General features: G+C 58.3%; 13 protein-coding genes and 2 tRNA genes. 12 read left to right on the top strand and 3 right to left on the bottom strand.

Annotated features, from left to right (window positions below; all coding sequences use genetic code 11):
* Positions 1-85 precede the first annotated feature (85 nt).
* Together LCM24_RS03855 and LCM24_RS03850 are read left to right on the top strand one after the other, a co-directional pair.
* Positions 86-823 carry a winged helix-turn-helix domain-containing protein gene (locus LCM24_RS03855; RefSeq protein WP_224802818.1) on the top strand — a complete coding sequence of 246 codons (738 nt, stop codon included), beginning with the start codon at positions 86-88 and terminating at the stop codon, positions 821-823.
* Entirely contained in the window at positions 798-1595 is a 798-nt protein-coding gene (locus LCM24_RS03850; RefSeq protein WP_224802817.1) for a crotonase/enoyl-CoA hydratase family protein, read from the top strand. The genes LCM24_RS03855 and LCM24_RS03850 overlap by 26 nt, the downstream gene beginning before the upstream one ends.
* Positions 1596-1635: 40 nt before the next feature.
* Here LCM24_RS03850 and LCM24_RS03845 read toward each other — a convergent pair whose 3' ends face one another.
* The gene (locus tag LCM24_RS03845) at positions 1636-2079 is read right to left on the bottom strand and encodes a MarR family winged helix-turn-helix transcriptional regulator (protein WP_224802816.1); all 444 of its coding nucleotides are present in this window, start codon (positions 2077-2079) and stop codon (positions 1636-1638) included.
* Positions 2080-2144: 65 nt separating this feature from the next.
* Here LCM24_RS03845 and LCM24_RS03840 point away from each other — a divergent pair, with 65 nt between their 5' ends.
* Both LCM24_RS03840 and LCM24_RS03835 read left to right on the top strand, forming a co-directional pair.
* Positions 2145-2549 (top strand): nuclear transport factor 2 family protein, encoded by a 405-nt coding sequence (locus LCM24_RS03840; RefSeq protein ID WP_224802815.1) that lies wholly within the window; start codon positions 2145-2147, stop codon positions 2547-2549.
* Between the two features lie 91 nt (positions 2550-2640).
* A complete protein-coding gene (locus LCM24_RS03835; protein WP_224802814.1) occupies positions 2641-3237 on the top strand; it encodes a hypothetical protein in 597 nt (198 codons plus the stop codon).
* Between the two features lie 159 nt (positions 3238-3396).
* Here the strand turns inward: LCM24_RS03835 and LCM24_RS03830 are convergent, their stop codons facing one another.
* Positions 3397-4713 carry a serine hydrolase domain-containing protein gene (locus tag LCM24_RS03830; RefSeq protein ID WP_224802813.1) on the bottom strand — a complete coding sequence of 439 codons (1317 nt, stop codon included), beginning with the start codon at positions 4711-4713 and terminating at the stop codon, positions 3397-3399.
* 223 nt (positions 4714-4936) lie between these two features.
* On the opposite strand from LCM24_RS03830, the gene LCM24_RS03825 reads away from it, so the two are divergent.
* Positions 4937-5464, top strand: coding sequence for a MarR family winged helix-turn-helix transcriptional regulator (locus LCM24_RS03825; protein ID WP_224802812.1), 528 nt, complete (start codon positions 4937-4939; stop codon positions 5462-5464).
* Positions 5465-5700: 236 nt separating this feature from the next.
* Entirely contained in the window at positions 5701-6279 is a 579-nt protein-coding gene (locus LCM24_RS03820) for a hypothetical protein (RefSeq protein ID WP_224802811.1), read from the top strand.
* A gap of 108 nt (positions 6280-6387) precedes the next feature.
* Here LCM24_RS03820 and LCM24_RS03815 read toward each other — a convergent pair whose 3' ends face one another.
* A complete protein-coding gene (locus tag LCM24_RS03815; RefSeq protein ID WP_090476237.1) occupies positions 6388-7167 on the bottom strand; it encodes an acyl-CoA thioesterase in 780 nt (259 codons plus the stop codon).
* Positions 7168-7296: 129 nt separating this feature from the next.
* Between LCM24_RS03815 and LCM24_RS03810 the strand changes: the two genes are divergently transcribed.
* The 6 genes from LCM24_RS03810 to LCM24_RS03785 all read left to right on the top strand — a co-directional run bounded on the left by LCM24_RS03810 (position 7297) and on the right by LCM24_RS03785 (position 13768).
* Positions 7297-7370 (top strand) — tRNA-Cys (locus LCM24_RS03810).
* A gap of 20 nt (positions 7371-7390) precedes the next feature.
* A tRNA-Thr gene (locus tag LCM24_RS03805) sits at positions 7391-7466 on the top strand.
* Positions 7467-7630: 164 nt separating this feature from the next.
* Positions 7631-8869, top strand: coding sequence for a tyrosine-type recombinase/integrase (locus LCM24_RS03800; RefSeq protein WP_224802810.1), 1239 nt, complete (start codon positions 7631-7633; stop codon positions 8867-8869).
* A gap of 170 nt (positions 8870-9039) precedes the next feature.
* The gene (hsdR, locus tag LCM24_RS03795; protein ID WP_224802809.1) at positions 9040-11424 is read left to right on the top strand and encodes an EcoAI/FtnUII family type I restriction enzme subunit R; all 2385 of its coding nucleotides are present in this window, start codon (positions 9040-9042) and stop codon (positions 11422-11424) included.
* Positions 11421-12890, top strand: coding sequence for a type I restriction-modification system subunit M (locus tag LCM24_RS03790; RefSeq protein ID WP_224802808.1), 1470 nt, complete (start codon positions 11421-11423; stop codon positions 12888-12890). The genes hsdR and LCM24_RS03790 overlap by 4 nt, the downstream gene beginning before the upstream one ends.
* Positions 12887-13768 (top strand): restriction endonuclease subunit S, encoded by an 882-nt coding sequence (locus LCM24_RS03785; RefSeq protein ID WP_224802807.1) that lies wholly within the window; start codon positions 12887-12889, stop codon positions 13766-13768. Before LCM24_RS03790 ends, LCM24_RS03785 begins: the two co-directional genes overlap by 4 nt.

Genomic DNA, 13768 nt, shown 5'->3' with positions numbered 1-13768 from the left:
AAGGCATAAACCTTTCATATTGGGTAAGTCGATGGGAGGCCTTAGGAGAAAGGCCGTGTCGCAACCCAATTTCACTTGGCTGTCCATGTCTACCAGTCCGCCCGGCAGGTGGGACCTGCGCCTGCTCGACTGGCGGATGACGCCTGCGTTCAGGGCCGACGACACGATCGCGGGACAACCGCTGCTGGTCGACTGGCGAATCGGGGGGCGTTGTCCCGACTGGAAACTCGTCGCCGATAGAAAATGCGCAGTCATCGTCGGGGCCGACGATGCCGACACTCGCGCGAGCCTCCTCGAGCAAGGCTTTGCAGATGCCCTGTCGAGCCAGGTCGCGATGGTCGAACTCGGCGCGCGCATGCTCAAGCTCGAAGGGCTGGGAGAGATGATCCCGCAATACCGGATCATTGGCCCCGTCCGGCTCGACCTGTTCTATCGCGATGCCTATGTCGACGGCCGCTGGATCGGGCTGCACCCGCGTGAATTCGCGCTGATGTGGCGGCTGGCCGCCGATCCCGGACAAAGGGTCGACAAGCCAGCCTTGCTCAAGGACGTCTGGCGCCTGCGCCACGAACCCGAAACCAATTCGCTAGAAGTGCACGTATCGCGTCTCCGGGCCAAGCTGGCCGTCTCGGGCCTCGGCTGGCTGGTCCAGACCCATCCCGACGGGGGCTATTTCATCTGCACCGAAGCGCGCTCCACCTTCCCCGCTTTCGCCCGCGAGCGCAGGTCCATGCTGGACACCGCAACCACCATGTCGCAAGGTCGCCGCTCCAATCAGCCAAACCTTGCGGAGTGTCATGTCCAGCGAACGCGTAACGATTGAACTCGCCGATAACGGCGTTGCCCAGGTCCGCCTGAACCGTCCGGACAAGATGAATGCGCTGGACCCGGCGATGTTCGAAGCGATCATCGCCGCGGGCGAGGAATTGCGCACGATGAAGGGCCTGCGCGCTGTCGTTCTGGCAGGCGAAGGCCGCAGCTTTTGCGCCGGTCTCGACGTGTCGAGTTTCACCGCCGCGCCCGATGGGGAGCGCAAGCCCCTGACCGAGCGCACGCATGGCAATGCGAACACCTTCCAGGAAGTCGCCATGACCTGGCGCAAGTGCCCGGTGCCGGTCATCGCGGCCGTGCACGGCGTCTGCTTCGGCGGCGGCATGCAGATCGCAAGCGGGGCGGATATCCGCGTCGTCCACCCCGCCAGCCGCATGGCGATCATGGAAATGAAATGGGGCCTCGTGCCCGACATGGGCGGCTATCACCTGTGGCGCGGTCTGGTGCGTGACGATGTGCTGCGCGAACTGGTCTACACCAACCGCGAATTCACCGGCGAGGAGGCACAAGGATACGGCCTCGCGACCTTCGTCAGCGAAGACCCGCTCGGCAAGGCGAACGACATCGCCAATGAAATCGCCAATCGCAATCCCGAGGCGATCCGCGGCGCCAAGCGCCTGTCCGAAGCCATGCTGGAAAAACCGGGCGACGATATCCTGATGGAAGAAAGCGTCGAACAGGCCGCCATCATGCGCAAGCCCAACCAGGTCGAGGCGGTCATGGCGGGCATGCAGAAACGCCCCGCGAAGTTCACCGACGTGTAAAGGGCGGGGCTGGCGCACCCGTGCGGCTCGGCGTCCCGCGTCAGTCCTCTTCGCCGAAATTCCAGCCCTGCAATTCTGCCAGCACTGTGCGCAGGCTTTCCAGCTTTGCGTTTCCCAACTGGCTGGCGAACCGGGTTTCGAGAGCCAAGCTCGATTCAACCAGCGCCTGTGATGCCGCCTCGCCCCGACCGGTGAGGGCGACCAGTCGCGCGCGCCCGTCTGCCGGATCCTCGCGGATTTCCGCCAGGCCCTTACCCTCGAGCTGGCGAACCAGATAGGTCATGCTCTGCTTGGTAATGCCGGCACGCTCTGCAAGGTCGACGATCCGCGTGCCGCCTTCGTCTATGTGCCGGAAAACCGGCGAGTGCGAAGGCCTCACTTCCGGGAAACCTCGGTCCGCGAGATCGGCATAAGTCAGCCTTTGCCAGACGCCGTACGATTGGCTCAGCAGGCGACCAATGCGGGGTTCGAGAGCTTCACTCATAAGCCGCACTTGCCATTAGACAGACATTCTGTCTATTATCTCCGGCAACAAACTGGGGATAGGGCATGGCGACGATCGAACAGAATCTGGCGACGGTGGCGGCGCATATCGAAAACGAGGCGCGCGACCCGGCGGCGATCCTGTCGCTCTATACCGACGACATCGTCCAGGAATTCCCCGCGCGCGGGCTGCGCTTCGAAGGGAAAGCCGCAATCGAGGCGAATTATCGCCGCATGTTCGAAGCGATCGAGGACGTCGAACTGATCCCCTTCGAACGGTTCGCCACCGAAGATCGCGTGGTCGACGACATGCTCGTCCACTGCACGCTTGCAGGCGAAGGGATGGACGGCGCACCGGTCCCCATCGGCAGCCCGGTCGCGCTGCGGCTCGTCCACGTGTTCCACATGCGCGACGGCCTCATATCGCGCGAGATCGTCCACGAGAACTGGCAGGTGCGACCCGCCAGATAAAAGCCGAAGCTGCCAGTCGCTTCATCGCGAATCGGAGAACAAGACCAAAGAAGAACGGGCGCGCAACCTGACCACAAATGGGAAGATCGAAATGACCAAACCACTCAAGCTATGCGCCCTGATGTCCGTCGCCCTTGCGACAAACGCCCTTGCCGAAGTGCCGCGCGACCAGCCCGACCAGTCGCTGCAGCAACTCGCCCGGCAGCTCGAGCCCTACAAGAGCGTCGAATACGCCATGGACCAGGGGTACATCAAAACCTCAGCCTGCGAAGTCCACCCGACGCTGGGCGCGATGGGCTTCCACTATGTCCGCCCGGACCTTCTCGGCCTGACCCCGCCCGTGGACGGGCGCGTGAACGGAACCGGCACCTATACCGGCGTCAATCCTCCGCCGATCCTCCTTTACGCACCCGATGGCCACGGCGGCGAAAAGCTGGTCGGCATCGAACTTCTGGTCTTTGCCGAGGCATGGCATGCCGAAACCAAGCAGGCGCCGAAATTCCGCGGCCGCGAATACGACTACATGGCCGACGATCCGGCAACGCCGCAGGACGAAGCCCATGGTTTCATGCCGCATTACGACCTGCATATCTGGCTGTACGAAAGCAATCCGAGCGGCCTGTACGCGCAGTGGAACCCGGACCTCGACTGCAACAACCTCGGCATCGTCCACTTTGGCGATCACTGAGCCCGCAGGCGAAGCCCGTCCGTTCGCCGCGGCGGACGGACGGGCAGCTGACGACCCGGTTGCGGACACTCAAGCCGTAAATCGCGTGCCCGGAAGCGGACATGGTCTGTGCGGAAAGGTGCAGGCAGCTATTGCCTCGTCAGGGTCGCACAACTTCGGTCAAATTCTGGACAGCTCTTCGATCCGAGCTTCGGCATCTGCATCGCCAGGTACCCGCTCCAAATAGGTACGATACATGGCCAGGGCTGTCGCGCTTTGACCGGTTACGCGCAAGCCATCGGCAAGCCGGTAGATCGCGTAATCGGAGTCAGGATGGAGAGTGCGATTGAGCTGCAGCAGGTCGATCCCAACAGCGTTTCGGCTGCGATGAATGTATCTGAACGCCGCAAGATCGATCACACCTTCGCGCGCCTTGCGGCCGTCGCTCCGCGCCTCCGCGTAGGAAACACCGGCTGCGATGCCCTTCAAGGCGGTGAGCTCGATCAAATCCTGTGTGAAGTGGTAGTTGCGTGTCTTCTCTGTGGGACCTGCAATTAGCTCATGGGCAAATGCTTCGGTATCCCAATATCCGTCCACGTCACCATTGGTGAGCACAACACATGTGGTGTCCAGGTCGGGAAACATCATCAGTTCACATGCGACCCCGTAGTGGCCGCCCGAATGTCCCATCAGACGGGTTCCATTCAGGTTCTTCTCGATGATCCCATAACCGTAATTGCCAACTGGTGTTTCTGAGCGACCTTGCAGAAACGCCCGGGTCATCTCCGAGCCGAGCAGGCGATTGCGCGTAAGCGCGACGGCAAAACGGTGCATATCGCCAACTGTCGACCAGGCCCCGCCGGCCGCACTGCCGCGCGGCTCCAGCCGGCTGCTGCAGTCGACCCATTCGCCCGGCTTTTCCTCGGATCGCATGTAAGGCGTTGCACGACCGGAGACATTGTCATCCTGCCGCCAATTGCCCGTGCTCGCCATTCCTGCCCTGTCGAAGACCGCTTGCTGGACGTGCTCGTAATAGCTCTTCCCGGTCACAGTTTCGATGATCAGTCCGAGAACGATATAACCGCCGTTCGAATAGGAGAAGGCGCTGCCCGGCTCGTGCTCGAGCGGGATGTCGGCAAAGAGGGGCAGATAGGCACTGTGACTGTCAGGTTGCCGGCCTTCCAGCTCTTCCAACCTCTGCCAATAGTTGCCAATACCGGACCTGTGCATCAGCAAATGCGCAATAGTTGCACGCTGGGCTGCGTCGCGATTGGGGTAGTTCTGCAGATATTTGTCTAAGGTATCATCAAGAGAGATTGCGCCGGCTTCGACCAGTTGCAGAATACATGCGGCCGTGAACATCTTTGAAATGGATGCGAGGTTGAACTTCGTATCGATAGTGTTGCTTCGACCGTGGTTCCTGTCCGCCACTCCATAGCTTTCCGCAAACTCGACATGTTCACCGTGGGCAAGCAGCACTGCCCCGCTAAGGTCCATGGTACGAACCAGCCGTTGGGAGTGATGGGCCAACCCGCCGCTATGGCTGCGCAGACTTGCGCAGCTTGCCAAGGCGAAGGTCGTGGCAAGCCCGCCGCCAAGCGCAAGCGCTCCGCGTCGACATGTTCTTGCAAATTGCATTGACGAAGACTTCCTCTTGATATTTTCCGGCATCGAGTCAATCTGTAGCCAGTTACGGATAATTGTGTAAGTGATTACGGATATGTCAAGTGAGGTCAGCGAAAGAGCGCAGCAGCGCAACGAGGATGGCGTTGAGAAATACGGCGCCCTGGCTTTGGGCGGCCGTCTTCGGCGGCTTAGCGACAGGATCGATCGCGATGCGAAGTCGATCTACGTGAAGTTGGGTATCGACTTTGAGCAGCGCTGGTTCCCGGTATTCAACTGCTTGCGAAGCGGGAAAGCGATGAGCGTAACCGAGATCGCGGACTATCTCCGTATCTCGCATGTCTCCGTCAGTGTGACGAGGAAGTCTCTCGAAGCTGCTCAGCTCGTCACCTCAATCGCTGACGAGAAAGACGGCAGACGGTCCAATTTGGTGCTGACTGAGAAAGGCAAGGCTCTTTCGGAAGAACTTGGCCCGCTGTTCGAGGCTCTGGACTTGGCAGCTGCGGATCTGAATGCTGAAGCCGGCAATGCAATCACCGCAATAGCGCGACTGGAAGATGCATTGGACAGAAAATCCGTGGCAGAGCGTACCGACCGTTTCCTGGAAATGCGTCGGGCAGGATAATTCCTTGGTCCTGACCTTGGCGAAGGAGTCCTCGCCATCAAACCGTCAGTCAGCCGGTAGCATCTGAGCATTCACGATCGAGAAGCAGACCGTCCGCCTCCCACCCATTCCCGGACGTTCCCGTGTTTTACAGATTGCTGCGATAGCGGACATCGATTTTCTAGCCGGGAGCGATGAAAAGTTTTCGGAAACCTAGCTCCTTTCCTACTCGCGCGGAATTTGCCCTATCCTGGTGAATGACCAAGCATCAGCCCATCGCATCGCTCGTGCCGGCAGGCAAAGCCTTCGCCGCGCCCGGAACTTCCTCCCCTGTTATCGAGACCCAGCGCCACGACGGGTGGACGCCCGCGCGGCAGGCGGCGTTCCTGCGCGAACTGGCGGCAACGCATAATGTCACTGCCGCCGCGCAGGCGGTCGGGATGAGCCGCCAGTCCGCCTACAAATTGCGGGCGCGCCTGCGCGGACAGCCGTTCGACAAGGGGTGGGAAGCCGCCTTCGTCCAGCGTTTCGACGTGCTTGCCGAAGCCGCGCTCGACCGCGCGCTGAACGGCGTGGAAGTGCCGCACTACCACAAGGGTGAACTGATCGGCACGTCGCGCCGTTTCGACGAACGCCTGACACTGGGGCTGCTCGCCATGCGGTCCCACTTCGTGCGCCGGCCGGAGTGGGCCGACCATCCCGCCTATGCCTACGAACCCGACGAAGTGCGTGAGCTTGCCGACCGGGTCGAGCATGGGCCGGAAAGCTGGCTCGAGGACGCCGATGCGGAACTCGAGCTGCGGTATGAGGAGGATGGGGAGGCAGGCGCCGAATGAGGCGAGTGAAAACGGGGCGCGCGGGTGTCACCCTGACCTGCATCGGATTATCGCTCTGTTTTCAGTGCCTTGAGGTGCAAAACCGAAGGCGACACACTGTCGCCTTCGTCACCCGAAAATGGCGACGCTCTGCATTCCGTCGAGCACCTGCTTGCCGTCCGCATTCCACAGCCGCAGCCGTTCCGACGAATAGCCGTCGTCCGCGTGCTGGCTGGCGTTTTCGGACAGCCACCAGCCGTCGCGCGTCGTCGGCGCAGGCTCCAGCAGGTTGAAGGACCAGTTGATCGAACTGATCGGGCCCTGGCGCTTCATCGCGCGCATGGCGCCCGGCGGCATGACATCCCCGAGCAGGATGAGCTCGCTCACCGGATCGAGGCCCTCGCGGTCCTCCAGCCGCGCCCAGCGACGCACGACCGGATCGCCGGGCCCGCGAATGTCCTGCGCGCGGCGGATTTCGAAATTGTGCTGGATGAAAGCGGGGCCCTTGCCCTTCATGGCGGTCTCCGCTTCCTCGGGCGGTCCGGGCCAGTCGGCAATCGGTGCGGCCGGGTGGGTCGCATTCGCCTCTCGCGAAGTGCCGAAGAGCCAGAAGGCGGTAAGGGTGCACTTGCCCTCGCACCAGATCTCGCTGCGCACCTGCGCGACATTGCGGCCCTGGCGCACGATCTCGCGGCGCAATTCCGCTTCGGGCGCAGTCGGGGCGACGAAGGCCACCTGTGCGGCGCGCAAGGGGGGCAGGTCGGGAAAGGCGCGGACGGCCGCCGTATAGGCGATCAGTGCCGAGGCGCCGCCGTACAGCGTGCGTCCCTGCAACCAGTGGTCGAGGTTGTCGAAGCGGGTGTGACCGCCATCGGGAGTGATCGGATCGATCAGGCTGGCAATGCTCATGCACGCTTCATTGCCGCTGGCCGCGCCTTCGTCCAGACTGACGTTACGGAAGGCAGGTCGAGCAAAGGCGATTGCAATGCCAGCGCAGAATCGCTAGTGGGCCGCTTCCCGTTCCGAGAGGTCGGGCGAGGCCCGATGGCGGAGTGGTTACGCAGAGGACTGCAAATCCTTGCACGCCGGTTCGATTCCGGCTCGGGCCTCCACTTCTCTTCGATGAGAATGTGCCGCTTTAGCTCAGTTGGTAGAGCACATCATTCGTAATGATGGGGTCACGTGTTCGAGTCACGTAAGCGGCACCAGAGCTTCTTCCAAAATCGTCCCGAAACCGTTGATTTTCAGCGGTTTTTGGGGTATTTGTAACTTTCTGATGTTCCCGCTTTGTCCCGCGTCATGCCCCCACGTCTATCACCATTTGGGGGCATGAAAGGGGGCATAACGCCAACCAGAAAGGTCATGCCCCCAAATGCCGATTTTAGCTCAAGAAATCCGTAGGTTACGCCCGAAAAGCGTGTCATTTCGGAAAACCGACTCAAAAGGCCTCTATCTGGAGGTGTTTCCGAACGGTTCGAAGCTCTGGCGATACAAGTTTCGCATAGCCGGAAGAGAAAAGCGGATGGCCCTGGGCGCATGGCCGGACATCTCCCTCGCCGATGCGCGCAAGCGGAGGGACGTGGCGCGGCTCAAGGTTCTCGACGGAATCGATCCCACTTTGGAGCGCAAACGGAAGAAGCGTCTCGCGCGAATGAATGCCGGGAACAGCTTCAAGAGCGTCGCCGAAGACTTCATCAAAGTGCGCATGGAAGACAGCGGGAAGGCGGCATCAACCATTCGCAAAGCGCGCTGGTATATCTCGCTACTTGAGCCCGACATCGGGCGGCACCCGATCAACGATATCGAGCCGGTCGAGGTGCTCGAAAGCCTCAAGAAGATCGAACGAAGGGGACACCGCGAGAGCGCCAATAGAACCCGCGCACTGGCCAGCAGAGTGTTCCGGCACGGGATCGCCTGCTCGCTCTGCAAGAGCGACCCTGCGGCTCACCTAGGCGACGCCTTGGCAACCCCAATCGTCACCCATCGCGCGGCCATTCTGGACCCCAACCAATTCGGTCAGCTGCTGCGCGACATCGATGAGTTCACCGGTACGCCTCTGGTGCGCATCGCCATGCAGATATTGCCCCATATCATGACCCGTCCCGGCGAGATGCGGATGGGGCAGTGGTCTGAGATAGATTGGGGCCAAAGGATCTGGAACATACCCGCCGAGCGGACAAAGCTAAGACGCCTTCACGCAGTCCCATTGTCGGACCAAGTGATGCTCCTGCTACGCGAGTTGCATTGCCACACTGGCGGCTTCGAGAAGATGTTTCCCGCCCAGCAATCGCACCTGAAATACATGAGCGATAACTCGATCAACCTGGCAATGCGGCGGATGGGCTATGGCCCCGACGTAGTGACCGCGCACGGCTTCCGCTCGACCGCCTCGACCTTCCTGAATGAGAGCGGCAAGTGGCACCCCGACGCGATCGAGCGAGCCCTCGCGCATGGCGACAGCAACGCGATCCGAGGCATCTACAATCGCGGCAACTATTGGGACGAGCGCGTGCAGATGGCCCAATGGTGGAGCGACCATCTCGATGAGCTGAAGGCTGGCGCGAAGGTGTTGCGTTTCCCAATAGCACGGGGGATTGAGGGCCCATCGTGATGCGGGCGCTTGCGCAGCAGGTACGCGAGGCAGGGTGTGTGATCGGTGAAGGGCAAATGTCCTAAGCTTGGTGGATGCCTCGCGCTGTTTTAGGCCCTGATCTGCTTGGTTCGTAAAGAATTATCAGCTACTCACACATTTACAGGCTAAATGATGTGGCTGAAGCGTAAATGCTTGCCCATCACATGCTTTTTGGGGGACGTGTGGAAAAAGCTGAAAAGATCAAACTCAGCGAAAGCGATATCTGCGATCTCTTCATAACCCCGGCAATAAAAGACGCGGGTTGGGATCAATTAAAGCAAGTGCGCCGGGAAGTAACACTGACTCCCGGTCCGGTAATTGTTCGCGGCAACCTTTCCTCGCGGAACAAGAAAAAGAAGAAATTTGCAGACTACATACTCTCATGGCAGCCAGGTCTGCCTGTGGCGGTGGTCGAAGCCAAGACTAACGCGCATATGGTGAGTTCGGGACTGCAGCAAGCGCTTGGATACGCCGAGATACTGGACCTGCCCACTGCTTTCAGTTCGAACGGTGACGCATTCGCGTGTCATAACAGAGCGGCTGACGACGGAGAGGAAATCGAAACAACCATAGCTCTGGACACATTTCCACCCCCTGACGAGCTATACGCTCGGTATCGTCGATACCATGGGATTGAGCCGGAAGAGCAACATCTCGTCGAGCAACCTTATCATCTCGATAGCTCCGGAAAGGAGCCGCGATACTATCAGGTCGAGGCAATCAATCGCACTGTCGAGGCCATAGCGAAGGGTCGTCAAAAACTACTCTTGGTGATGGCAACGGGTACCGGAAAGACTTACACGACCTTTCAGATTATCTGGCGCTTGTGGAAATCGGGAACCGCGAAACGCATCCTCTTCCTCGCAGATCGCAACATCCTCGTGGATCAAACGCTAGTTAATGACTTCAAGCCGTTTGGCGAGGCGATGACGAAGGTTCGGAATCGCAAAATCGATCCTGCTTACGAGATACACTTGGGTCTTTATCAAGCGCTCACTGGACCTGAAGAGACAGACAAGATCTTCAAGTCAGTTTCTCCAGATTTTTTCGATCTGATTGTCGTTGATGAATGTCATCGTGGCAGCGCTAGTGAGGATAGCGCTTGGCGTGAAATCCTCGAGTATTTCGATGGCGCAATCCAGATTGGTATGACCGCCACGCCGAAGGAAACGAACTACGCCTCAAACATTACTTACTTTGGAGAGCCGGTCTATACCTACAGCTTGAAGCAAGGGATCGAGGACGGCTTTTTAGCTCCGTACAAGGTTGTTCGAATTGACATCGACAAGGACATCCTTGGTTGGACACCTCCTCCTGGTACTGTTGATGACCTCGGTCGCGAGTTAGAGCAGCGAGAATACAATCGTGCAGACATGGATCGCGTCCTCGTACTCAACCAGCGTACGAAACTGGTTGCGGAGCGTGTGATCAAATTTCTCAACGCGACCGACCCAATGGCAAAAACTATCGTCTTTTGCGAAGATATCGATCACGCTGAGCGTATGCGATCCGCTCTTGTGAATGCAGCGGGAAAGATTGCCCGACAGAATCCCAAATATGTCATGCGCATAACCGGTGACAACGCCGAGGGGAAAGCTCAGCTCGACAACTTCATTGATCCTGAGCAACCCTTTCCAGTGATCGCGACCACATCTCAGCTGCTCACCACTGGCGTCGATGCTAAAACATGCAAACTGATTGTGCTCGATCGAACAATCAACTCGATGACGATGTTCAAGCAAATCATTGGCCGAGGCACTCGGATCGATGAAGACAACAACAAGTTCTTCTTCACGATTATGGATTTCAAGCGCGCAACGGAGCTTTTCCGCGACCCGGATTTCGATGGCGAGCCGGTCGTTATTTACGAACCTGGCGATGACGACGACCCGGTGCCTCCTGATCCTCCTGTCGACGAAGACGATGACGAGGATGATGAAGATGGTGACCCCGGCGACTACCCGAAGCTGACAATGAGCGGCGTGCCAGTGCGCGTCATGAGCGAGCGGGTGGAGTATGTTGGCCCAGATGGAAAGCTAATGACCGAGTCCTATCGGGACTTTGCCCAAAAACAGATTTCGTCGGAGTATCGCTCCCTCGACGAGTTCATTTGGCATTGGAACGCCGCCGAAAAAAAACAGGCCATTATCGAAGAGTTGGAGCAGCGAGGAGTGATCCTGGCCAATCTAGCTGAGGAAGTTGGGCAGGACGTCGGAGAGTTCGACTTGCTCATTCATGTTGCATTTGGTGCAAAGCCCCTAACGCGGCGAGAACGGGCTGAGCAGGTCCGGAAGCGCGACTACTTCGCAAAGTACGAAGAGACAGCACGTGCGGTCCTGGAAGCCTTGCTTGATAAATACGCCGACGAAGGCGTCGTCGCGATCGAAGACACAAAAGTTCTCCGGCTCAAACCATTTGATAGCATCGGTACCCCTCTTGAGATCATCAAGGGTGCCTTTGGCGGCAAGGATGGATATGACGCCGCGCTCAGTGAGCTCGAAGAACAAATATACGGTCAGGCATCAAACGAATGAGCAATGTTTCTAGTGCGGTAAAATCAATCCAGGACATCATGCGCAAGGATGTCGGCGTTGATGGCGACGCTCAGCGCATCAGCCAGATGGTCTGGATGATCTTCTTAAAGATCTATGATGACCGAGAGGAAGAGCTGGAGCTCACGGAGCCGGACTACGAATCCCCCATTCCAGAAAGATTCCGTTGGCGCAGCTGGGCGAAAGACCGGGAAGGAATCACTGGTGATACCTTGGCGGAATTCGTCGAGGAGTTGTTCTCGGCATTGAAGAATGACCTGCCAACCATTGGTGCCGTTGGTAAGCGCGCCCAGGTCATTCGCGATGTTTTTGAGGATACCTACAACTACATGAAGTCAGGGACGCTGATGCGTCAGGTGATCAACAAGATCAATGATATTGACTTCAACAACACGCAGGACCGGCACACCTTTGGTGCGATCTACGAGCAAATCCTGAAGGATCTCCAGAGTGCCGGAAATGCAGGAGAGTTCTACACCCCCCGAGCTGTGACGCGCTTCATTGTCGATCGCCTGAATCCGCAGCTTAGTGAGACGGTGCTTGATCCAGCCTGCGGCACTGGAGGCTTCTTAGCCTGCACCATCGATCACAAGCGGCAATTCGTGAAGACGCCCGAGGATGAGATCACCCTCCAATCGAGTCTTCGCGGGGTGGAAAAGAAAGCGCTCCCGCACATGCTGTGCGTCACCAACATGATCCTGCATCAAATCGATGTGCCAACATTCGTTCGCCACGATAACACTTTGGAAAAGCCGTATCGAGACTATGGCGAAAAGGACCGAGTGCAGGTCATCGCAACAAACCCTCCTTTTGGGGGGATGGAGCAGGATGGGATTGAGCAGAACTTCCCGTCAGAATTCCGAACGCGCGAAACCGCTGACCTGTTCATGGCGCTGATCATCAAGCTACTGAAGGGGCAGGGTCGCGCTGGCGTCGTACTGCCCGATGGCTTCCTCTTTGGAGAGGGGGTAAAGACCAACCTCAAGCGACGCTTGATCGAAGAGTGCAATCTGCACACTATCGTTCGCCTGCCGAACGGCGTGTTCAACCCCTACACGGGAATCAAAACCAACATCCTGTTCTTCACCAAAGGGACGCCGACAAAGGATGTCTGGTTCTACGAGCATCCATACCCACAGGGAGTCACCAGCTACAACAAATCCCGCCCAATGCAGTTCGAAGAGTTTCAGGGCGAGCGCGACTGGTGGGGAGACGAGGCCGATGGCTTTCGGTCACGTAAGCAGACTGAGCAGGCTTGGAAGATCAGTGCGGAAGAAGTAGCCGAGCGCGGCTATAACCTCGACCTAAAAAACCCGCACACGCCTACTACCGAAAACCATGACCCTAGCGAGTTGATCGCACATTACGCGGCGCAACAGTCAAGGATCCAATCACTTCGTGATCAACTGAAGGCGGTTCTCGCTGACGCGCTTGGGGACAGAACATGAGCAACAACATTGCATCATTGATCGTCGACAGTCTCGACATTTGGTCCGGCGCAGTTGAGCTAAAACCAGGCGCTGGGCGAGGAGCGGGCAAGAGACTGAACCTCTACGGATTGGAGAAACTGCGGGCGCTAGTCCTCGACCTTGCTGTTCGAGGAAAGCTTGTGGCTCAGGACGACGGTGACGAGGACTCTGCCACCCTTTTGAAGAGGAGCGTTGAACAATTGGAGCAGCTCGTCGATCGTGGCGAGATAGGCCGACCTCGCAAGGTAACGAAGGCTTCCAGCGAACCTCCGTTTGAAATACCAAAGTCATGGCAATGGGTGCAGATTGGGCAAATAGGCCATGATTGGGGTCAGTGCGAACCTCAGCGCGAGTTCACCTACATCGATGTTGGCTCAATTGATCAGGACTTGGGACTAATTCGCGATCCCAAAGTGCTCGGAGCGAGTAGTGCTCCCTCTCGAGCACGAAAGATTGTACGTCCCGGAACAGTTATCTATTCGACGGTCCGTCCTTACCTCCTTAACATTGCCATAATTGATCGTCCGTTCGATCCCGATCCAATTGCGAGTACCGCTTTTGCGATCATTCATCCGTTCGACGGTATCGAAGCAAGCTTCATATACAGGTATTTAAGGTCTCCAATCTTTATCAAATACGTTGAAAGCTGTCAGACCGGAATCGCCTATCCCGCAATCAACGATAAGCAGTTTTTCTCGGCTTGGTTCCCGCTACCTCCGACTGGCGAGCAGCAACGTATCGTAGCGAAGATTGATGAGATATTTGGGCTTTGCGATAGTCTCGAGGCGGAGATAGTTGGCGCAGCCGAATCCCAGAGACTACTCGCCGACGCAATTGTCGAGCGTGCGATCGGATAG

It is taken from the genome of Qipengyuania aquimaris (genome assembly GCF_020171965.1).
Taxonomy (GTDB): domain Bacteria; phylum Pseudomonadota; class Alphaproteobacteria; order Sphingomonadales; family Sphingomonadaceae; genus Qipengyuania; species Qipengyuania aquimaris_A.
Note: the sequence above shows the minus strand (reverse complement) of the source record. Positions and strands in the feature narration are given on the sequence as shown.